Origin of the sequence: Corynebacterium sp. BD556 (genome assembly GCF_038452275.1) — a bacterium.
In the GTDB taxonomy this organism is placed as follows: Bacteria; Actinomycetota; Actinomycetes; order Mycobacteriales; family Mycobacteriaceae; genus Corynebacterium; species Corynebacterium mayonis.
Window position 1 is genome coordinate 1,059,031 of sequence record NZ_CP141643.1, and the last position, 20,846, is coordinate 1,079,876.

18 protein-coding genes are annotated in these 20,846 nt (G+C 61.0%); 6 read left to right on the plus strand and 12 right to left on the minus strand.

Going from position 1 to position 20,846, the window contains the following annotated elements; genetic code table 11:
* Positions 1-63: 63 nt before the first annotated feature.
* The 4 genes from VLL26_RS05020 (at position 64) to VLL26_RS05035 (ending at position 5,793) form a co-directional block, all read left to right on the plus strand.
* The gene (locus VLL26_RS05020; protein WP_342320011.1) at positions 64-1,494 is read left to right on the plus strand and encodes an exonuclease domain-containing protein; all 1,431 of its coding nucleotides are present in this window, start codon (positions 64-66) and stop codon (positions 1,492-1,494) included.
* A gap of 56 nt (positions 1,495-1,550) precedes the next feature.
* The gene (locus VLL26_RS05025) at positions 1,551-2,114 is read left to right on the plus strand and encodes a hypothetical protein (RefSeq protein ID WP_342320012.1); all 564 of its coding nucleotides are present in this window, start codon (positions 1,551-1,553) and stop codon (positions 2,112-2,114) included.
* A gap of 74 nt (positions 2,115-2,188) precedes the next feature.
* Positions 2,189-4,735 carry a malto-oligosyltrehalose synthase gene (gene treY / locus VLL26_RS05030; RefSeq protein ID WP_342320013.1) on the plus strand — a complete coding sequence of 849 codons (2,547 nt, stop codon included), beginning with the start codon at positions 2,189-2,191 and terminating at the stop codon, positions 4,733-4,735.
* On the plus strand, positions 4,732-5,793 hold the full coding sequence (locus VLL26_RS05035) for a GTP pyrophosphokinase (RefSeq protein WP_342320014.1): 1,062 nt from the start codon (positions 4,732-4,734) through the stop codon (positions 5,791-5,793). Before treY ends, VLL26_RS05035 begins: the two co-directional genes overlap by 4 nt.
* Here VLL26_RS05035 and VLL26_RS05040 read toward each other — a convergent pair whose 3' ends face one another.
* Genes VLL26_RS05040 through VLL26_RS05050 form a run of 3 tightly spaced genes read right to left on the minus strand, consistent with a single transcriptional unit; the run spans position 5,794 to position 7,092 of the window.
* Positions 5,794-6,174 (minus strand): RNA-binding S4 domain-containing protein, encoded by a 381-nt coding sequence (locus VLL26_RS05040; RefSeq protein WP_342320015.1) that lies wholly within the window; start codon positions 6,172-6,174, stop codon positions 5,794-5,796.
* Positions 6,175-6,176: 2 nt separating this feature from the next.
* On the minus strand, positions 6,177-6,410 hold the full coding sequence (locus VLL26_RS05045; RefSeq protein WP_342320016.1) for a hypothetical protein: 234 nt from the start codon (positions 6,408-6,410) through the stop codon (positions 6,177-6,179).
* A gap of 10 nt (positions 6,411-6,420) precedes the next feature.
* Positions 6,421-7,092 (minus strand): YigZ family protein, encoded by a 672-nt coding sequence (locus VLL26_RS05050; RefSeq protein WP_342320017.1) that lies wholly within the window; start codon positions 7,090-7,092, stop codon positions 6,421-6,423.
* A gap of 65 nt (positions 7,093-7,157) precedes the next feature.
* On the opposite strand from VLL26_RS05050, the gene treZ reads away from it, so the two are divergent.
* Positions 7,158-8,897, plus strand: coding sequence for a malto-oligosyltrehalose trehalohydrolase (treZ, locus tag VLL26_RS05055; protein WP_342320018.1), 1,740 nt, complete (start codon positions 7,158-7,160; stop codon positions 8,895-8,897).
* Here treZ and ilvA read toward each other — a convergent pair.
* Both ilvA and VLL26_RS05065 read right to left on the minus strand, forming a co-directional pair.
* Positions 8,881-10,200 (minus strand): threonine ammonia-lyase IlvA, encoded by a 1,320-nt coding sequence (ilvA, locus tag VLL26_RS05060; protein ID WP_342320019.1) that lies wholly within the window; start codon positions 10,198-10,200, stop codon positions 8,881-8,883. The genes treZ and ilvA overlap by 17 nt on opposite strands.
* 23 nt (positions 10,201-10,223) lie before the next feature.
* Positions 10,224-10,466 carry a hypothetical protein gene (locus VLL26_RS05065; protein WP_342320020.1) on the minus strand — a complete coding sequence of 81 codons (243 nt, stop codon included), beginning with the start codon at positions 10,464-10,466 and terminating at the stop codon, positions 10,224-10,226.
* A gap of 465 nt (positions 10,467-10,931) precedes the next feature.
* On the opposite strand from VLL26_RS05065, the gene VLL26_RS05070 reads away from it, so the two are divergent.
* Positions 10,932-11,315, plus strand: coding sequence for a hypothetical protein (locus VLL26_RS05070; RefSeq protein ID WP_342320021.1), 384 nt, complete (start codon positions 10,932-10,934; stop codon positions 11,313-11,315).
* A 96-nt stretch (positions 11,316-11,411) separates the two neighbouring features.
* On the opposite strand, the gene dnaE is transcribed toward VLL26_RS05070, so the two are convergent.
* From dnaE to lspA, 7 genes are all read right to left on the minus strand, one after another.
* A complete protein-coding gene (gene dnaE, locus VLL26_RS05075; RefSeq protein WP_342320022.1) occupies positions 11,412-14,975 on the minus strand; it encodes a DNA polymerase III subunit alpha in 3,564 nt (1,187 codons plus the stop codon).
* A gap of 67 nt (positions 14,976-15,042) precedes the next feature.
* Positions 15,043-16,257, minus strand: coding sequence for an ABC transporter permease (locus VLL26_RS05080; RefSeq protein ID WP_342320023.1), 1,215 nt, complete (start codon positions 16,255-16,257; stop codon positions 15,043-15,045).
* A 63-nt stretch (positions 16,258-16,320) separates the two neighbouring features.
* A complete protein-coding gene (locus VLL26_RS05085; RefSeq protein ID WP_342320156.1) occupies positions 16,321-17,031 on the minus strand; it encodes an ABC transporter ATP-binding protein in 711 nt (236 codons plus the stop codon).
* Between the two features lie 81 nt (positions 17,032-17,112).
* A complete protein-coding gene (locus VLL26_RS05090; RefSeq protein ID WP_342320024.1) occupies positions 17,113-18,573 on the minus strand; it encodes an efflux RND transporter periplasmic adaptor subunit in 1,461 nt (486 codons plus the stop codon).
* Between the two features lie 245 nt (positions 18,574-18,818).
* On the minus strand, positions 18,819-19,385 hold the full coding sequence (locus tag VLL26_RS05095) for a hypothetical protein (protein WP_342320026.1): 567 nt from the start codon (positions 19,383-19,385) through the stop codon (positions 18,819-18,821).
* A complete protein-coding gene (locus VLL26_RS05100) occupies positions 19,382-20,308 on the minus strand; it encodes an RluA family pseudouridine synthase (RefSeq protein ID WP_342320027.1) in 927 nt (308 codons plus the stop codon). The genes VLL26_RS05095 and VLL26_RS05100 overlap by 4 nt, the downstream gene beginning before the upstream one ends.
* Entirely contained in the window at positions 20,298-20,705 is a 408-nt protein-coding gene (gene lspA, locus VLL26_RS05105; protein WP_425292303.1) for a signal peptidase II, read from the minus strand. The genes VLL26_RS05100 and lspA overlap by 11 nt, the downstream gene beginning before the upstream one ends.
* Positions 20,706-20,846: the final 141 nt, after the last annotated feature.

Consider the following 20,846-nt stretch of genomic DNA (forward strand, 5'->3'; position numbering starts at 1 on the left):
GGGTAGGATGAGCCGAAACGGCTTATTCCACCCGCGTTTTAGCTTTTGTCAGGAGACATCTTCGTGATTTCTGCCCACGGCGCCACCATCTCGGTGTCCAACACCGCGCTCGTCATCCAGCACTCACCGCTCGGCGAAGCTTTGAGCGGCCGCGAGGGCGAGGACATCGCGATCGATGCCATCACAAACGTGGAGGTTTTGCGTTCTGCAAACGCCTGGGACACAGGTGAGGTCAAGGTGGACACCGCTGACGGCCCTTTGGTGATCCGCTTCTACCCCGGTGACACCGAGGGTGCCGAGCGCTTCGTCGAACTGATCAGCGCGGCGCGGCGCGGCGAGGCCCCAGACTTGGAGGAACCGCAAAGCCTCGCCGGGATCCCCGGTTTTAACTTTGTCGGTTTCGACGTCGAAACCGCGAACCAGGCCTGGGGTTCGATCTGCCAGATCGGTTTGGTCAAGTTCATCGACGGCGTCGAAGTTGAGCGCGCCAGTTGGTTATGTACCCCGCCCGAATCGCTAGCAGAGTTTGACCCCTACAACGTCGGTATTCACGGTATCGACGCCGCTGCTGTGGAGGGCCAACCCTCGGTGGCCGAGCGCATTGTCGAAATGCAACAGTTCGTCGGTTCTTTTCCTGTGGTGGCTCACAATGCGCAATTCGACGCGAGCGCGCTTCGCGACGCCTGCCTGGCTACCGGCGTCGATGTCCCGCCGATCATGTTCGCCTGCACTTTGGCGCAAACCCGTGCGGTGAGTCTGGACGTGCGCGACCACAAGCTGCCGACGCTCGCCGAACACTTCGGCGTGGAGCTGGACAAACACCACGACGCGTGTGCCGATGCCGCTGCCTGCGCCGGGATCATGGTGGCGGTGGCCCGCCAGGCCGGCCACCGCGGTGATGTGATGAGCTTTGTTCACTCCACTGGCTACGCCATGGGCTCAATCGGTGCGGATCGTCTCACCCCGGTGCTTCGTGACCGCTCTGGAGCCGCCCGAGCTTTGCAGGCGCAGGCCGCGCTTTCTTCCGACCCGGCCACCGTCGTCGCCGCGGCGGCCACTCCCCGGGGCAGCAATCAGGCGGGCCCCGAGGTTTCCTCACCGAGCTCGGCCAAACGCTCGGCTGCTGCGTGGCATTCGGTGGCTACACCCGAGACTGTGCCGGAGCCGAACCCGCAGGCTGACCCCTCTGCTGCGCTTTACGGCCACAATGTCACCTTGACCGGTGAGTTCGTCCCCTACGACAAGGCAATGCTGTGGAACGCTATCGCCGATCAGGGCGCCACCGTGGGCAAAAATGTGACGAAAAAGACCACCGTGCTCGTCGCCGGCGAATGGGCGACCATGACCACGAAGGAAAAACGGGCGCGCGAGCTAAAAGACAAGGGCCAAGACATCGAGATTTGGACCAGCCAGCAGCTTTTCGACGCCCTCGGCCTCGCGCCCGCCGAAGATGGAGAGTCCTTCTCACCACACGACGAGCAGCCCCCTTTCTAGGAGGATTTTCTTTCGGCGAGGGAACCTCAGCGGCGGCTGCGCAGTCTAAAAGGGCCATGACCTCCACTGTCGCACCGTCTTCATCCTTCAACGTCGTGGCCGGGTGCCGGCCGCGCCTAGCTTTTCGCACCTGCCGTAGCGCCACACGCCCGGATGTCGGTCTTTGCAGCTCCTCCGCCGCCTTCGTCTCTTTGTCGCCGGGGCTGATGGCCGTTTTGGAGCGTGACGATGGCACCGTGGTCAGCCACCAGGAACTCGGGGCGGCGGGCCTTTCTGCCCACCATGCGTGGCACGCGGCCGCGCGTTTGCTGGTGCCGGAATCCGTCGAGTTTTGGGTCCGCCCCGCTTCCGCACTGTGGGGCGCTACCGCCCCTAATGGACTTGAGGTCGCTGGAGAGGCAGCGCGCTGGCTTGCGCACCCGATGCTGTTTGCGGCGCTCGACAACCACTTCCACCAGCAGCTTAGGCCGCAAGGTGAGCTATGCTACCTGACCCAGAATTGGCGTGAGTTATTTGTCTTCGCCGCGGATGCCGCCGAGGTCGCTGCCGCCATCGACCTTCCTGTCGGGGCATGCCTTGTGCGCTACTCCCTCGGGTTTCCGCTGCTGGCGCTCTGTTAGCCTGACAAAGGCGTTAGGCTGGAGCCTTGGTTTAGTTCCTCTCTTACGCCGCCGACACTAAGGAAAGGACACTCATGCGCCGCCCGCTTACCTCGACTTACCGCTTGCAGCTTCGCGGCCCGCACGCGGATCCGGCGGGGCGCCGCTTCGGTTTTGCCGAGGCCGCGGAGCAGATCCCTTATCTGCACAGCCTCGGCATTTCACACCTTTACCTCTCGCCAATTTTCACCTCGGTGAAAGGTTCCAACCATAACTACGACGTCACCGACCCCACGGAGGTCAACCCGCAGCTCGGCGGCATTGAGGGTTTTCGCAAGCTAGCCGCCGCGGCACACGAGGCGGGAATGGGAATTATCCTCGACATTGTCCCCAACCACTTAGGTGTGGAGACTCCCAGCCTGAACTCCTGGTGGTGGGATGTGTTGAAAAACGGCCGCGATTCCGAGTTTGAAACCTATTTCGACATTGACTGGCACAAGGACAACGGGGCTGGCGGCAAACTGGGGTTGCCCGTGTTGGGTGCGCCCGGCGCCGAGGATGAATTGGAACTCACCCACCTGAGCGATCCTGAAAGCGGCATCGACGAGGATGTGCTGAAGTACCACGAGCATTATTTTCCGCTCGCCCCGGGAAGCTACAACAGTCTTGACGATGACCCCCGAATGGTCAGTGCTAGGCAACACTACAAGCTGATGTTTTGGCGCGATGGGGTGATCTCCTACCGCCGCTTTTTCTCTGTCAACGGGCTGGCCGGGATCCGCCAGGAAGATCCTTTGGTATTCGAGCATACCCACAGGGTGTTGCGCCAACTTATCGCCGAGGATCTTGTCGACGGGATCCGCGTCGACCACCCGGACGGGCTCGCCGACCCTTTCTCTTACCTGCGCCGTTTGCGCGAGCTCATCGGGAAGAAACGGTGGTTGGTGGTGGAAAAAATCCTCGGGGTGACGGAACCTTTGGATCCGCGCCTGTCAGTCGACGGCACCACAGGCTACGACGCCATGCGCGAGCTCGACGGCGTGTTCATCGACCGCGCCGCAGAGGACGCCCTGAGCATGCTTGCGCTGCAGCAGACCGGCTCGACTTGGGATGAGGCTGCCATCCACGCCGCCGAGCAACAACTCAAGCGTGAGGTGGCAGAAAGTGAGCTCGCCGCGGAAATCAAGCGCTTGACTCGCGCTATCCGCCGCGACAACTTCTCCACCGCAGGCCAGGCAGTCACCGACGAGGAACTTGCAGCCATCGTGATTGAGCTTGTCGCTTCAATTCCCGTCTACCGCGCTGACTATATTTCCCTTTCCCGGATCACCTCGACGGTGGTGGCGGAGATGGCGCGCCGGTTTCCGTCGCGAAGCGCGGCTCTCGACGTCATCGCCGCAGCCCTTTTGGCCAACGGTGAGGCAACGACCCGCTTCGCGCAAGTCTGCGGTGCCGTCATGGCTAAGGGTGTGGAAGACACCCTGTTTTACCGCGCCTGCCGCCTTGTAGCACTGCAGGAGGTCGGCGGCGCACCGGGCCGCTTCGGTGTCTCCGCAGCCGAGTTTCACCTGCTGCAACAAGAACGCGCCACCTTGTGGCCGCGGGCGATGACGTCTTTGTCCACGCACGACACTAAACGCTCCGAAGACACACGCGCCCGAATCCTGGAGATCACGGAAGTGGCCCAAGACTTCGCGGAGTTGGTGCGCCAGGTTGTCGCCATTGTTCCCCCTCCGAGCCACAGCGCGGGCCATTTTCTGCTGCAGAACTTCCTCGGCGTGTGGCCCGAAGACGGCGAGATCACCGACGCTTTCGCCGAGCGGCTCCACGCCTACGCGCTCAAAGCCAGCCGCGAAGCCAGCGTGTCTACCACATGGTTCGACCAGGACCCTGCTTTTGAGAAAGCCATCAGCGATTGGGTCGATGCCCTGCTCTACGGCCCGGCCTCCGGGATGATCACCGACTTTGCGGCCACTTTGCACCGCGGCGCAGTCCAGGTCTGCCTCGGCCGCAAGGTGCTCCAGCTCGTCGGTGCGGGCGTGCCCGACACCTACCAGGGCCAGGAATTCTTTGACCTTTCGCTAGTTGACCCCGACAATCGTCGCTTTGTCGACTACACCAACCGCTCCCAACTGCTCGCCCGCTACATGGAGCTCAAAAGCACAAGCCCCACCCCGCTTGAGGACTTTCTCCGCGAACCCGCGCGGGATTCCGCGGCGCCTTGGCAACTCAGCGATGTCATCGACCGCGCCAAACTTGCGGTCGTGCGCGAAGGACTACACCTGCGCCTGGCGTTGCCCGAGGTATTCGCCGCCGGTGAGCACCATGCGGTGTTCGCCGTGGGTGAGGCCGAAAAACACCTCGTGGGCATCGCCCGCGGAACAGGCGAAAGCCACGGCTCGCACGGCGTGGCAGTTATCGGGCTTGCCACCCGTTTGCCCCTGCACCTTGAGCGCCGCGGCGGGTGGGGCGTGACAACCATCACCCTGCCGGAGGGCACGTGGGTTGATGTGCTCAGCGGGCGCCGTTTTGAAGGGGAGGCTCGGGCGGCGGAAATCTTCGCCGTTTTGCCGACAGCTCTGTTAGTCGCTGAACGCTTCGCCCGTGGTGGCGGCGAGAAAGTATTCTCACCGGGGAAATGAAAAGCGAGCACAGCAAGAAAAACCCCGCTGACAAGCGGGAGGAGCAAACACACGAGAAGAAAGTTCCCGATGCCGTCATTGCGCGCCTCGGCTCGACGTATTTCTCGTGGCTCAATGCTCACCCGGGTGTGCGCACCACCTTCGAGCAGGTGCTCACGGAGCTGCTTAGCGATGCCGGCGTGAACTTTGACCGAGTCGATGTGCGCATCAAATCGTGGCCCTCACTCAAATCCAAAGCCCGCAAAATTCGCGATGGAGAACCTGTCTACCCTGACCCCTGGTACGACATCCGCGATGTCATCGGTGCACGCATCACTGTGCTGCACTCTACGCAAATCCCCGCGGTGATGGATCTTCTCGCCGAGGCTTTCGAGGTTCTGCGCAGCGTGGACAAGGCGCAGGAGACGCGCATTTCCGGCACCTTCGGCTACGGATCACACCACCTGGTGCTGCGAGTGACCGAGGCGTCCGAGAGCTTGGAGGAGTACGCGGGTACCGTCTTCGAGGTGCAGATCCGCACCGTGCTGCAACATGCATGGGCAGAGTTTGAGCACGATATCCGCTACAAACGCGCAGGCGGCAGTGCAGACCCGGAGGTCGATCGCGCTTTTGCATTAGCCGCCGGGTTGATTGAGCTTGCAGACCAGCAGTTCGACCAGATCGCTAGTGTCACCCAACCGCAGCAGAAATTGGACCGCGACACCGACGCGGAGCTCACCCCGGAGACGCTTCCCGGTGTGCTCACTGTCCTTTTGGGCAGCCGCTTTCCAGTCTCGCGGATGGAGGACTACCGCTTCTTGCTGGAACTTTTGCGTGCCCACGGCGTGGAAAAAGTCTCAGCTCTAGCGGAGCTGACCAACGATGCCGACCTCAACGCCGTCTCGGGTACGTTGCAGTACGCTTTCGCCCCTGGCCAGGTTCGCATCGTCGATGATTTGTTGCTCAACCGTTTTGGGGCGGAGCACATCGAGCGCACGGTGGAGTCTGGCAACCGCCCGAAGTTGCGCCGCAGCCGTTTGACAAAGCGGTTGGCGGCACTGCGTGCAGGGCGCGGCTAGTCAATGGTGTCCACGGAGCCGGTCAAGTGCGCGGCGGTCTTTCTTCGTCGGTCTGCCCGCGCCACGCTCACGCACTGGCATGCTTGCCAGCACTTCGCGTGGCGGCGGTGGCGGGGATTTGTCGATGTAGAGGGTGCGCGCCACGGGTGCCCCGACGCGCTTTTTCACGGTCCCGGTGACTTCGAAGATGTAATTGTGGTGGTTTTTCCACACGCGCACTTCGTCGCCGGGGACGACTTCGGCGGAGGGTTTGACAGCCTGCCCATTGAGCTTGGCGTGCCCGGCTCGTACAGCCGCGGCGGATTGGGACCGCGTTTTGAAGATCCGCGCCGCCCACAGCCACACGTCGATGCGGACGGCGTCTCCTTCGCTTTGCGCCACGTCTAAAACTGGTCTTTGTGGTTGATGATCCTTTGGACTTTGTTGTAGTTGGCAAAGCCTCCAACGACTGCAATGATAAATCCGATGATGAGCAGCCCAAAGGATTGCGTGATAAGTGCCATGGCGATGCCGCCGGCGACACCGCCGCCAGCCCAGAGCACGGCGTTGCGGGAGTAGCGGCGCACGGCCTGCTTGCGCTGCTCGATCGGGTTGTTCGGACGCGGCTGAAGTGTCATGCCTTTCACTTTAGCGCGTGGGATTTTCCACCCAGGTGTAACCGGGGCCGTTGGGTTGTCGCAGCGTGGCGCTGCCGTGGGTGGCGGCGGCGAGTGTGGCCTCAACGTGGTTGCGTTCTTCGGGGTTGAAGGCGAGGGTGTAGCGGGCCATGGAGGCGTAGTCGACGTCTACGACCTCGATGCCGGCAGCGCGCAGCTCGGCTTCGATGCGGCCGGCGTGTGCATGCGGCAGGTCCACCACCCCGAGGGCTTTAATGCTGCGACGTACACGGTGGACCTTGCCAAGTGCCGCGCTGACCGCTTCGCCGTAGGCGCTTACTAGGCCGCCGGTGCCTAGTTTGACGCCCCCGAAGTAGCGGATGACTACGGCGCATACGTCGACTAGGCCGGAGCCTTTGAGAACTTCCAGCATGGGTCGGCCCGCTGTTCCGGCGGGTTCCCCGTCGTCGGAGGAGCGCTCGACGGGTTGGGCGTTATCGACGTGGTAAATGTAGGCCGAGCAGTGGTGGCGGGCATCGGGGAATTCTTGGCGCGCTGAGGCGATGAGGGCGCGGGCGTCTGTTTCGGATTGGACTCGTCCGAGCCTGGTGATGAAGCGGGAGCGCTTGATCTCCAATTCGTGGTGGACTACTTCCCCGGCGGCGGGGCACTGGTAGGTTTCGGGTGTTCGAGGTGCGGGCATAGTGGTGCCCATTTTAGGTGTCGTGTGCGTAGCGTTAATCCTCGCGCTTTCCTACAGTGGCGAGTATGTTTGCTCCAGCACAGTTCGAAGTGTGGGCTCCTTATGCGCAGCGCGTGCACCTTATCCTCGACGGTGAAGAGGTTGCGCTGGTGCGCGATACTGCCCGCCCCGGTTGGTGGTTCGCTGCTAATGTGCGTCCCCGGCCGGGGCAGCGTTACGCTTTTTCGCTTTTCGACGGCACCTCGTGGACGCCTCACCTTCCCGACCCGCGTACTCGCCGCCAGCCTGAGGGTGTGCATGGTACCTCGGAGGTGATTTTTGATGATTTCGTGTGGAGTGATGGTGCGTGGCGGGGCCGGCCGTTTAAAGGTCAGGTGATCTACGAGCTGCACGTGGGGACGTTTACGCACAAAGGTACTTTTGCTGGGGTTGTGGACAAGCTTGATTATCTCGTGGAGCTGGGGGTGACGGCGATCCAGTTGATGCCTGTGCAGCCTTTCGGCGGCGAGCGTAATTGGGGCTATGACGGGGTGGACTGGTTGTGCGTTCACGAGGCTTACGGTGGGCCGCAGGGGTTAAAAGAGCTTGTCGACGCCGCCCACAATCACAACATCGCCATATTCCTTGACGTGGTCTACAACCATTTCGGCCCTGACGGTAATTACACTGGCTTTTTCGGCCCCTACACCACCTCCGGCCACACCGGTTGGGGTGACGTGGTGAACTTGTCGGGCCCGGGCAGCGACGAGGTGCGCGACTATATCTGTGATGCGGTGCGCCAGTGGCTCGGCGAGTTCCACATCGATGGGTTGCGTCTGGACGCGGTCCACGCTTTTGATGATCGGCTGGCCTATTCCATCATGGAAGATATTCGAGTTGTCGCCGCCGACATCGAGGCCGCTACCGGCATCCCGCGCCACATCATCGCGGAGTCTGACCTGAATGATCCGCGGATCATCACCGAACCCGCGCGTGGCGGTTACGGGCTGACGGCCCAGTGGCTCGACGACGTCCACCATGGCGTACACGCTATGGTCAGCGGGGAGATCCACGGCTACTACAGTGACTACGCAGCGATGGAGATTTTGGCGGACACCCTGGCCCACGGCTACCGTTTCCGCGGTGGGTACTCGGCTTTCCGCGGCAGGCGCCATGGTCGGGCACTCGACCTTTCTCACACTGCGCCCTGGCGGCTGGTTACCTACACCACTACGCACGATCAGACGGGCAACAGGGCGGCGGGTGATAGGCCGTCGCAAAGCTTGACTTTCGGGCAGCTCGCGCTGAAGGCCGCGGTGATTTTCTTCTGCCCTTTCACCCCGATGCTTTTCATGGGCGAGGAATTCGCCGCGCGCAGCCCTTTTCCTTTCTTCATCTCGCACTCAGATGAGGGGCTCAACCGCATGACGCGCGAGGGAAGGCTGCGCGAATTTTCCCGGATGGGTTGGGATTGCGCCGAGATTCCGGACCCCGCCGCCATGTCAACTTTTCTCAGCGCGCGCCTCGACTGGGGTTTCGCACCTGAGCAAAAGCGCATGCTCGATGTCTACCGACGTTTCATCGCGCTGCGCCGCGAGCTGCGTCTCGACCGTGATGACCTGCGCGAGCTCAAAGTCTTGCACGGCGAAAAATGGCTGGTGGCGGGGTATGAGGATGTGGTGCTCGCCGCGAACTTCTCCGCCGAAGTACTCAGCGTGCCTGCTGGTGGAGAGATGGTCTACGGCATTGGGGTCGACAAGGTGGAAGCGGCAGAATGCGTGCTGGGGCCGTGGGGTTTTGCGGTGCTGGCTAATTCGAGACGATGAACTCGTACTCATCGGTGCCCGGCAAAAGGCGCCGACACTCAATTGGAGAGTCATCCATCCGCTCCAAAAGCGGCACGAGGTCCGCGGCGCGGCTGAGCTCCAGGCCCACCAGCGCCACACCGGTTTCGCGGTTGTTCTTCTTCAGGTACTCGAACAACACTATGTCATCATCTTCGCCCAAGATGTCTGTGAGGAAGGCACGCAACTGCCCTGGCTCCTGCGGAAAGCTCACCAAGAAGTAGTGTTTCAGGCCGCGGTGGACAAGGGAGCGCTCCATCACCTCGGCGTAGCGCAACACGTCGTTGTTGCCGCCGGAGATCACGCACACCACGGTGCTGCCCGGGGCTAAGTCGACGCCGCGCAATCCCGCCACCGACAACGCGCCAGCAGGCTCGGCGATGATGCCCTCGTTTTGGTACAAGGCCAGCATCTCGGTACACACCTCGCCTTCCTCGCTGGTAATCAAGTGGATGCGGCCGAGGTTGCGCTCAATGATCTCGTAAGGGTAAGCGCCGGCCCGTTTGACAGCCGCTCCGTCGACGAAAGGGTCGATCGTGCTTAAGGTGATGGGTCCGCCGTGCGCGACAGCCGCGATCATCGACGCCGCCCCCGCGGGCTCCACAGCAACGATTGAGGTCAGCGGGGACATGTCCGCCAAGTACGAGGTGATGCCTGCCGCCAAACCACCCCCGCCGACGGGGACGAGGATGCTGTCGAGCTGGCGGCCAAGGCCTGTGAGCTGGGCGAGGATCTCAGCGGCGACGGTTCCTTGCCCGATGACGGTTTCGCGGGCGTCGAATGGTTCGACGACGGTCGCGCCGCGCTCGGCGGCGTCAATACGCGCGGCCTCAGCCGCCTCGTCGAAGGTGTTGCCGACAACGACCAATTCGATGTTGTCACCGCCGTGAACAAGGATGCGGTCGCGTTTTTGTTTCGGAGTGGGTTTGGGAACGAAGATTTTGCCTTGGATGCCCATTGCGCGGCAGGCGTAGGCCACTCCCTGGGCGTGGTTGCCTGCCGACGCCGCCACCACACCGGCGTCTTTCTCTTGCCTCGTCAAAGACGCAATGTTGTAGTAGGCGCCGCGGATCTTATACGAGCGCACATCTTGGAGGTCTTCGCGTTTGAGGTAAACCTCGTAGCCGTACTGCTGCGACAGCCGCGGGCAATACTGCAAGGGAGTAGGTTCAATAACCGCCGAAATCTTCGCTTGAGCAGCCTGAATATCCGCCGCGTGCACCAAGGCGCTGCCTTGGGGCGTCGGCGTTGTGTCCTGCGTTGATGTCGGGGGTGTCTGACTCATGCTGAATGAGTCTAGCCCTGTTACTACGGAAAGTCGGACGTAAGCTGCCCCGCTTTGCAACGCGGCGATGTGCCTTCCCCGCGGCGTCCACCTTCCCGCTGCGCTTCGTGTTTTTCCACGACGTTGGAAAAGAATAGCCAACTTTGCATCTCGCTTACGCGCAATGCGTCCTTCTCACGCCGCACTACCCCGTCAAGCTTGCCTACTTCCCCGTTGCCGCTAGCGATGATCTTGGCAACTCCCCGCCGCCGGGGCCAGACTTTCACCCAAAACAATCACCTTCTTTTTAGGCTCACCGCGCTACAGCGCTGCGCAGGGCTCTAGGTGCGTGGCACGCTGACTGCTTAAGCGGTCGCATGGTTCATCTTTGCCCCCCTTTTTTCCTTTTCACCCTCCCCCGGCACCCCCGCTGGCACCGGCCCGAAAAATAACTACCTTCGGCGTGTTAGACCGTGTCTGTGGGTGCGCACACAGGCATTGTTGTCCTGATCTACCTGCACGGTTAGCTTTTGGCTCAGGTGGATAACACCGTCAGCACACGGCCAGCGCCGCTCGTGAGATAGGACATTGGTGAACATCCTAAGCCCCATGTGGTTTTCTAAGGAGAATCATTGGCTCAAATGAAGTACCATGTATGCTCGGAGTGCTTCCGTTTCTTTTTCACATTTGGTGCACTTACTTGCCAGCAGGGTGTACGGTGTCACCGAGTCAATTCTTAAGGAGTCCTACTCATGAAGCGATTTGCCCCAGCGATTGTCGCCGCCGCGACCGCAATGACCCTTGTTGCTGCGCCAGTCACCAACGCGGAGGAGACCACCGCGACGGCTGTTGCCGCGGAGCCAGCCGACCAGAACATCCCCACTGATGAAGATGTCAACAGCCCCGCTCCGACCCCGATCAACGATGTCAACCCCGGTGATAACGGCGAGAACAACCCCGCTGAGAAACCCGGCAGCAGCTTTAGCGTCGGCACGCTCGTGGGCGTTTTGACCGCTTTGGTTGCGGCTGTCTCCACCACGGCGCTGATCGTGGCGTCCAACCCGAGCGGCATCAACAAGATCGCCGACCTGCTCCAGGCCAACGGCGTCCCGGTTCCGCCGCTGCCGCGCTTCTAAGAAGCACCCACTTAAAAGCCAGCCGCCTGCAAAGGGGGCTGGCTTTTGCAGTTGGCGGCGAGTCTGCCGCTTGTGTGAGGTTGATTCTTCTAGGGACTAAGAGGCCAAAATTCCCGCGCCCAGGTTCGCCTTCAAATCACCCATCAAACTAGCCGAGCGCTCCACCCTCAAATGCTCCCCCAGAACCATCATCTGGGCCTGGTCACCGTGGACCAGGTTCAGGTAAACATCCGAGTCACCCGGGTTCGACACCAGCACATCTTTGAGCTTGCGGATGTTTTCCACCGTGCACTGCTCCGTGCGCAGAGTCAGCCGCAGCGGCAAACCGGCACCATTGCCCGGGCCCAGATCGGGCACCTTCACGTCGTCGCCGAACAGGCTCATGCGCTCATCACGGATCGACACATGCGCCTTGACCAAGATGATATTGTCCTCCACGATCTGCGGCGCCACCAGCGAATACACCTTGTTGAACAACAACACATCAACTTGTGCTCCGTGGTGGTCCTCCACCGTCACAATCGCCCACGGCGAACCGTCTTTCTTGGAAAAGCGCCGATCCACACTAGAGATCAGACCACCAATGGTCACCTCCGCGCCGTGGCGCAGCTCCCCGGAGAGGATACCGGTAAGCTGCGTGTCGGTTTGGGCGTCAAGCGCCTCCTCGAAACCGTCGAGGGGGTGGCCGGAGACGTACAGCCCAAGCATCTCCCGTTCGAGGGCGAGCAAATGCTTGCGGTCCCACTCATCTTCTGGAATGTCGATGGCAAAAGCTGAGGAGTGGGAGTTGGCGTCCCCACCAAAGCCGGCGAATAAATCAAACTGCCCCTTGTCCGCTGCCTTCTTCGTCGTCAACACCGAATCAACGGCATCTTCTTGGATTAGCATTAGGCCCTTGCGGGTGTGGCCGAGTGAGTCAAAAGCTCCAGCCTTAATCAGCGACTCGGTAATGCGCTTGTTGCACGGCAACAGGTCGATCTTGTCCAAGTAGTCCGAGAAGCTGGTAAACGCCCCCTTCGTGCGGCGGGTTTCCTTGATGGATTCGACCACCTCCCCGCCGACGTTGCGCACTGCAGCCAGGCCGTAGCGAATGTCTTCGCCAACGGCCACGAAATTTTCCTCCGACTCGTTAATGTCGGGTTGCAACACTGAAATGCCCAAGTGGCGGCAGTCCGCCAAATAGATCGCAGACTTGTCTTTCTTGTCGCCCACCGACGTGAGAAGCGCCGCCATATACTCGGCGGTGTAATTCGCCTTCATGTAGGCCGTCCAGTACGAGACAAGGGCATAGCCTGCGGCGTGCGACTTGTTAAAAGCGTAGGAGGCAAAAGGTTCAATGGTGCCCCACAAGGCATCCACGGCGGATTGAGAGTAGCCGTTTTCTGCCATGCCGGCCGAGAACTTCTCGTACTGCTGCGCCAGCACTTCCGGTTTCTTTTTGCCCATGGCCTTGCGGAAGCCATCTGCCTCCCCGGCAGTATAGTTCGCCACCTTCTGCGAGATCCTCATGATCTGCTCTTGGTAGACGATCAGACCATAAGTCTCATCGAGAATCTCCCGCAGCGGATCTTCCAGCTCCGGGTGGATCGGGGTGATCGGCTTGCGGCCATTTTTGCGGTCCGCGTAATCCCAGTGGGCGTTTACACCCATCGGGCCCGGACGATACAGCGCGAGCGAGGCAACAATGTCGTTGAATCCCGTGGGGCGCATGCGCTTAAGAAGCTCCTGCATACCACCGGAGTCAAGCTGGAACACCCCCAGGGTTTCGCCGCGCGACAGCAACTCATAAACAGCTTGGTTGTCGGTATCCAATGCCTCCAAGTCAATATCTTCGCCGCGGTTTTTCCGGACGTTTTCTAAGGCGTCGCCAAGCACGGTAAGGTTGCGCAGGCCCAAAAAGTCCATCTTCAAAAGGCCGATGGATTCGCACGCCGGATAGTCCCAGCCAGTGATAATCGCACCATCAGCGGGGCGTTTCCACATCGGGATATGATCCATCAGCGGCACCGAAGACATGATCACAGCGCAGGCGTGGACACCCGCTTGGCGCACGACACCCTCAAGGCCACGGGCCGTTTCATAAATCTTGGACACGTCCGGGTCAGTCTCAATGAGGGAGCGCACCTCCGCAGCCTCCGAGTAGCGATCATGCTCCGGATCGGTGATACCAGACAGCGGGATGTCCTTAGCCATAATCGCCGGGGGCAAAGCCGCATTGATACGGTCGGCCATTTGGAAACCCGGCTGACCAAAGTTAACCTTCGCCGCGTCTTTGATCGCCTGCTTCGTCTTGACCGTGCCGAAGGTGATCACCTGGGCAATTTTGTCCTCACCCCAACGCTGGGCAGCGTAGCTAATCATTTCCCCGCGACGACGATCATCAAAATCGATGTCGATATCGGGGGCGGAAGGACGCTCCGGGTTGAGAAACCTCTCAAAAAGAAGGCCATGCTCCATCGGGTCGATATTTGTAATCGTCAGCGCGTACGCCACGAGGGAACCCGCAGCAGAGCCACGGCCCGGCCCCACACGGATCCCGATATCGCGGGCGTGCTTGATCAACTCCGCGACGATGAGGAAATAAGACGGGTAGCCCTTCATGTCGATGACGTCTATCTCGTAATCGGCGCGCTCGGTGTACTCGGCCGGTACCTCCCCGCCGTCGAAGCGCTCGCGTAGGCCGCGGTGGACCTCTTTGCGCAGCCACGTCGTAGGAGTCTCGCCCTCAGGAACATCCGCAACCGGCATACGGTCGTGTGGGTGATTCTCCCAGATCTCTCCGTAATCGCTGACACGCTCGGCGATCCACAACGTGTTATCGCAACCCTCCGGGACGGTGGAGTCCCACAACTCGCGCATCTGCTCCGCAGATTTGATGTAGTAGCCACTGCCGTCAAGTTTGAAGCGGTCCGGGTCCAGCAAGGTCTTGCCTGTTTGAACACACAACATGGCCTCGTGCGAAGGGGCCTGCGATTCGAGGACGTAGTGGCAGTCGTTGGTAACCAGCGGCGGCAAATCCAACGCCTTCCCAATGCGAAGCAAATCGTCGCGCACGCGGCGCTCAATTTGCAGACCGTGGTCCATCAACTCAAGGAAGAAGTTGTCCTTGCCGTAAATGTCCTGCCACATCGCAGCGGCCTCGAGCGCCTCGTTGTACTGGCCGAGGCGCAGCCGCGTCTGCACATCGCCAGAAGGGCAGCCGGTGGTGGCGATGATGCCGTCGGCATGCTCCGCGATCAGCTCCGCATCCATGCGCGGCCATTTACCTAGCTGGCCCTCATAGGAAGCCAAAGAGGACAAACGGAACAAGTTGCGCAAACCAGTGACGTTTTCCGCCAGCATGGTCTGGTGCAAATAGGCGCCCGACGCCGAGACGTCGTCGCGCTTTTGATCCGGGGAACCCCACGTAACGCGCTTTTTGCTAAAACGCGAACCCGGTGCCATGTATGCCTCAATGCCGATGATCGGCTTTACACCGGCGTCGACCATCCGGCGATAGAAGGCGTTGGAGCCGAACATGTTGCCATGGTCTGTCATGCCAACAGCGGGCATCCCTTGCCTCACAATTTCCTCGGCGAGCAGATCCACCTTCGCCATGCCATCAAGCATGGAGAACTCTGTGTGGTTGTGCAGGTGAACAAACGAGGATTTTTTGGCCATGGGCTCATCATATCGGCGCCGTCAAGACACACCCACGGCGCCGAACCAGTCCGCTAAAAGCGCTGGTCTACTCGTAGCGCAGCGCGTCGATCGGCTGCATCTTCGCCGCCTTCGACGCCGGGTAGGCGCCGAAGAAAACACCTGTCGCCAGGGAAAAGAACAGGGAGATGAGCACCGCCCCGATTGGGGGGTAGACGAAAGCATCGAAGGAAGCCGTCGCGATCATACCGATTGCCCCGCCCAGCACTACACCGATCAAACCGCCGATCAAACAAACCAGCACAGCCTCGACAATGAACTGGGTGAGAATGTCTCGCTGGGTCGCCCCGAGAGCCTTGCGCACACCAATCTCACGGGTGCGCTCGGTGACGGTGATCAACATAATGTTCATCACGCCGATGCCGCCGACGAGCAGCGAGATCCCGCCGATGGAGGCCAACACGCTCGCAATGATGCCGAAAAGGCTGGTGAGCTGCTCAAGTCCAGCGGATAGATCCAAGACAGTGATGGTGAAATCTTCGTTGCGCTGATACCAGCGATCCACGTAGCTCTGCAGGTCTTGCTGGAAAGCCTTCGTGTCCTCGTTCGCCACGGACTGAACGCTAAAGGAATTAAAGCTAGTTATTCTCTCGCCCATTCGTTCCGCTGCGGTGACCGGAATATAAACGTCGACAGGCGCGAAGCCGCCACCGCCGAAAGCCCCGGAGTTGCCCGGGTCCTCAGTGACCCCCACGATGGTAAACACAGCGGTTTGACTGCCGACGGTAAAGTCGACTCGCTCGCCCAGGGCGGAGACCGCGTCACCGTCGAAAAGCTCCTCGATGACAGCCGGTGTCACCACGGCCAATGGGCGCTGCTGATCGACATCGCTGGTGCTTAACTCACGGCCGTATTCGACAGTGAGGTTGCGCATCTTAAACGAGTCAGCCACCACCGGTTTGATGAAGCCGGCAGACTCCTTGCCGTTATACGTAGCTTGGGCCTCGAAACCGTCCGACTCACCGACGTCGATGCCCTGGATGCGGTCACCGAAATGATCACGCAGTTCATTGAGTTCATCGAAGGTGACGCGGTCGGCCTCCTCAGTCGGCGGCGCCGAACCGAAGGCGGCGAAGGGATCGCTGCTGTCCTCCTTATCGTCGCGCTCATGCACCGTGACTATGTGTTTGGAGGCGCCGACACCCTCAAGGCCGGAGACAACCTGTTTTTGCAGACCGGCACCCAAAGTCATAATGACAATCACGGCCATAATCCCGATGATGATGCCCAAGAGCGTCAGCAACGAACGCAGTTTATTGGCGCTCAGGCTCGATGCGGCCAGCCTAAAATTCTCCCGCAGGTTCACTTAACGCTCACCCCGCAGGCTGCGGATACCGCTGATCCGGCCGTCCATCATCTCGACAATGCGGGATGTCTCCCTCGCCAGGTCCGGGTTGTGTGTGATGAACACGATGGCTTTGCCCAGCTCCTGATTGAGTTCGTGGAACAGGTCCATGACCAAACGCCCCGTCTTCGAGTCGAGGGCACCAGTTGGCTCATCGGCAAGCAAAAGGTCTGGGTCGTTGGCCAGGCTGCGGGCAATAGCCACGCGCTGTTTCTGGCCACCGGAGAGCTCGTTGGGATTGTGGTGCAGCCGATCTCCCATGCCGACGCGGCTGAGCAGGTCGGCTGCGCGCTCTTCGCGCTCTTTTTTGGCCACTCCGGCGTACATCATCGGCATGGCGACGTTTTGCAAGGCGTCGATGCGCCCAACCAGGTTGAAGTTCTGAAAGATAAAGCCGATGTTTTGGCTGCGGTACGCCGCCAGTTCGGCGTCCTCTTTGGCATAGACCGGCTCGCCGTTGAAAGCGTAGGCGCCTTCGGTGGGTCGATCAAGCATGCCAACTAAGTTCATCAACGTTGATTTTCCGCAGCCCGAGGGCCCCACTATGGAGATGAACTCTCCCTGTTCGGTGTGGAAGTCGATGCCGTGGAGAACCTTGACCTCGCTGGGTTCACCAGGGTTATAGGTTTTGACTATGCCGCGCATGTCGACCAGCAGGCCAGTGTTAGCCATGTCCGGCATGGCCTGCTCAAAAATTTCGGTGGGGGTGTCGTGGTCAACTTCTGATCCAAGCTCGTGCTTCACGACGCCTCCTTACTTAGCGTCGCCGGCTGGTGTGCGCTTGCTGCCCTCGTCACGGGCCCTCTTGACGTCCTCCGGGTCGAAATATGGATCCTCGATGTCGACCTTCTCACCGAGCCGGTCGCGGTATTTGTCGGGCCAGTTAATCACAATGTCGCCCGCTTTGAGCTCCCCGGAGATCACAGCGATATCTACTTCGTTGGCGGCGCCGGTGTCCACCTTTCGTTCCTCGATGGTGCCGGAAGTGCCGTCCTCACTGCCAGCGAGGACAAGGACCTTGCCGTCAACAACTGCATCCCGGGGAATCGACAGCGCCTGCGGAGTTTCCTCCGTGATGATCTCGGCACGCACGGAACCTCCCAGCAACAGGCCGTCCTTGTTGCCTTCGACTTCAATTTCGATTGGGAAGGTCACGGAGCCGCCGTCGCCTTTCCGCTGGCCTTCCGGCAGCCGTGGCTGCTCAGGGGTGGAGCTAATCGGCTGGATCCTATTGACCCTGCCAGCGAACTCCTTGTCGCCGGTGGCCGTAGATGTGAAAGTAACTCGGTCGCCCGGCTTGATAGAAGACACGTCGGCCTCGCGCACCTCGGAGCGAATAAGCAGACGCGAATCGTCGGCGATGGTCAAAAGCTTGCCCTGGGGGATGTCACCTTCCTGTACGTCGACGGAGGTAACCAGGCCGGCTATCGGTGCGTAAACCGTCGCCTGCTGGATCTGGTACTCCAAAGTCCCGTCACTGCCGCCCGTCGCCTGCTGAGCTTCCTGCACCTGCTGGAGCTGTTGGGCTTGCTGCCTTGCGGCTTCCTGGGCAGCTCGCGACTCGGCCTCGGCAGGGTCGGCGGTTTCTGCCTGGCCGGGGTCAACGCTTTGCGGCTGCGGTAAAGTCGGCTGACCCTCCGGGGGCACAGGCAGACTCTCGGGCGGCGCAGGCGGCGCGGGCTCAGAAGGAGGTTGCGGAGCCTGCCGATTCCACAAACCGCCAATCACATCGTTGATGTTCGGCAGGCGAAATCCACCCGGAGCGGAGGCCAGCACTTCGACATTGGCGGCGGCGACATAAGCCGCTGGTGCTTGGCCGGCGGCCTGGTTTTGCCGATTGAGCTGGCGGCGCAGCTCCTCGGTATCCATCTCGACGAGGAACTGGTCGGCCTGGACCCTGTCGCCGACACTGACTGCTAGGCGCGTGACTTTAGATTGCAATGGTGAGGTGATGCTCAGCATTTTGACTGGCACGATGTTGCCGTTGACCACCACACTGTTGGTCACGTCCGCGACCTCGGCGATGGTGTAGTCACCCGCAACAAGGCCATGCGCATTGTCACCTTTGCCTCCTCCGAATCCAGCGACACCGCAGCCGGTTGCAAACAGCGCGCTCGCCGTCACCGCCACGACGACTGCGCGCTTAATGCTCATTCGTGCGCTGCTCGTGGGCAGGTTGCGCGGGTTGGTGTTGGTGCGCTGGGTGGGGGCCAAGTGCAAGGGATCTCCTCACGGGTTGTTGCCTTCGGCCCCGCACCGGCTTCCGGAAAAAGTCGTTGCGGGGCGGGTTAAAGGCATAGGAAAACTGCTTAAAACTAACGTGCTGAACTATACACCCCGCCCCCGCGCGCAAACCGAGCAGCGAATCCCACTTGCAGCGCCGAAGCCGCACTCGGCACTTTTCCACCAGCACATTTGCGCCAACACAACCGCACCAGCACGGGGTTTTTGAGGGGCTGTCAGGGCGAAGCGGGGCGCACCGCGAACGCTCCCCACACGGCATCCGCCGGCAACACCTCCACCGCCGCCACCTGGTGGTGGGCGGCCGCAGCACGAAGCGCCTCACCGGTGTCATAAACGACAACGCTTTGGACGCTGTCCGCGCCCTGCGCGTCTTGCCCCTCCGTAGGCTCTGCCCTGCCAATGGCCCGCCTAGCCTCCCGGTCAAAAACAGTTTCGCGCCCTTGTCCTCGCGCTGGCTCAGGCACTGCCTTGGGCGGCAGGCCTGGGTAGACCACCGCACCGACTCGGCCCAAACCCGCCACAGCTACAGCGGCCTGCGCAAAGTCCGTGTCCTTGTCGAAAGTGATCAGCGCGTAGGCCTTTTCATCGCCTGCAGCCTCGTCGAGCGAGCGTGAGGCACGCGCCGCATAATGTTGCCAGTCTTCCCCACGATCCATACCCACCTGGTCACCGTTGACAAACGGCGCTTTGCTTACCGACTGTCCCAGCGCCGAAAGCCCGACGGTGCCAAGGGCAAGCGCCCCAACGAGCATGCCAGCGGCAAAAATGGCGTTGCGGCTCATCCCCGCAGCACCTCGAGGGCGTGCGCCAAATCGGGCGGGTAAGAAGATTCAACCTCCATCCAGGAATGTGTGCGCGGATGCACAAAACCCAGTTTGGTGGCATGCAACCACTGCCGCTGAAGCCCCAGGCGCTTGGCCAAGTTGGGGTCGGAGCCGTACATCGGATCTCCCACGCACGGGTGGCCGGTGGCCGACATGTGGACGCGGATTTGGTGAGTGCGGCCCGTTTCCAAATGGATCTCTAACAAGGAGGCCTCCCGGAATGCCTCAATGACCTCGTAGTGAGTCACCGAGCTGCGCCCATCGGAGCGCACCGCGAACTTCCAGCTTGCCGACGGGTGGCGGGCAATAGGGGCATCGATGGTGCCCTCCAGCGGGTCCGGTAGTCCTTGAACGAGGGCGTTGTAAGTCTTTGCCACCGTGCGTTCACGAAACGCCTGCTTCAACACCGAATAAGCCTGGATGCTGGTGGCCACGACCATCACCCCGGAAGTGCCGACGTCGAGACGCTGGACAATGCCTTTGCGTTCGGGCGGGCCGGCGTCGGGAAGCTCAATGCCCATGGCCTGCAAACCGCCAACTACCGTGGGCCCTTCCCAACCCAACGTGGGGTGCGCGGCCACACCGACTGGCTTGTCAACAACCACAAGATCTTTATCCGAGTAGAGAATCTCAAGGCCGTCAACCCTCTCCGCGATGGGCTGCGGCGCATCTTTCGGTGCGGGCAGCGTCGCCTCAATGAGCGCCCCGGCGCGCACCCGATCTGACTTTTGGACCGCGGCGGCGTCGACAAGCACAGCCCCGTCAGCGATAATCTCGGCGGCCGCGGCACGCGAAATGCCGAAAAGCTTAGACACCGCCATGTCCACTCGCAGCCCATCAAGACCCTCCGGCGCGGGCAAGGCCCGGAACTCACCTCCCACTTTTATCCACCCCCGAATTGCCGAAGAACAAACTCGCAATAAACACTGCCACCCCAACGGTGATCGCCGCATCAGCAAGGTTAAACACGGCGAAACGACCCACGGAAATGTAGTCGACGACATGGCCGAACCAAAAACCCGGAGCGCGCAGCAACCGGTCGGTGAGGTTGCCTAAAGCTCCCCCAGCAATCAGCGCCAAACCAACCGCCTCCCAAGGTTGGGTAATGCGCGGGGCGGCAATGAGCGCACCGACGACGAAGCCCAACTGGATGGTAGTAAACAACCATGTGGAGTTTTGCCCCATCGAAAACGCCGCACCTGGGTTAAACAGCAGGTACAGCCGGAACCAATCGCCCAACACGGTCACGGGCACGCCAGGCTCCAAAAAAGCAAGCATGAGCTGCTTGAGCACCTGGTCGGCCACCGCGACCGCCAGGATGCCTACTACGATGCGGCGGAAGTAGCCACCCCGCCTGCGGGTTGCCACTTCATTCGTGTGCGTGATCTCATCGTCCATCGACTTTTCACTCTAGCCAAT

Excerpts from the sequence above, each read along its gene's own strand:
- VLL26_RS05025 (WP_342320012.1), top strand. The coding sequence starts at position 1,551 with ATGACCTCCACTGTCGCACCGTCTTCATCCTTCAACGTCGTGGCCGGG.
- treY (WP_342320013.1), top strand. The coding sequence starts at position 2,189 with ATGCGCCGCCCGCTTACCTCGACTTACCGCTTGCAGCTTCGCGGCCCG.
- VLL26_RS05035 (WP_342320014.1), top strand. The coding sequence starts at position 4,732 with ATGAAAAGCGAGCACAGCAAGAAAAACCCCGCTGACAAGCGGGAGGAG.
- VLL26_RS05045 (WP_342320016.1), bottom strand. The coding sequence starts at position 6,410 with ATGACACTTCAGCCGCGTCCGAACAACCCGATCGAGCAGCGCAAGCAG.
- VLL26_RS05050 (WP_342320017.1), bottom strand. The coding sequence starts at position 7,092 with ATGCCCGCACCTCGAACACCCGAAACCTACCAGTGCCCCGCCGCCGGG.
- treZ (WP_342320018.1), top strand. The coding sequence starts at position 7,158 with ATGTTTGCTCCAGCACAGTTCGAAGTGTGGGCTCCTTATGCGCAGCGC.
- ilvA (WP_342320019.1), bottom strand. The coding sequence starts at position 10,200 with ATGAGTCAGACACCCCCGACATCAACGCAGGACACAACGCCGACGCCC.
- VLL26_RS05070 (WP_342320021.1), top strand. The coding sequence starts at position 10,932 with ATGAAGCGATTTGCCCCAGCGATTGTCGCCGCCGCGACCGCAATGACC.
- dnaE (WP_342320022.1), bottom strand. The coding sequence starts at position 14,975 with ATGGCCAAAAAATCCTCGTTTGTTCACCTGCACAACCACACAGAGTTC.
- VLL26_RS05085 (WP_342320156.1), bottom strand. The coding sequence starts at position 17,031 with ATGGCTAACACTGGCCTGCTGGTCGACATGCGCGGCATAGTCAAAACC.
- VLL26_RS05095 (WP_342320026.1), bottom strand. The coding sequence starts at position 19,385 with ATGAGCCGCAACGCCATTTTTGCCGCTGGCATGCTCGTTGGGGCGCTT.
- lspA (WP_425292303.1), bottom strand. The coding sequence starts at position 20,705 with ATGCTTGCTTTTTTGGAGCCTGGCGTGCCCGTGACCGTGTTGGGCGAT.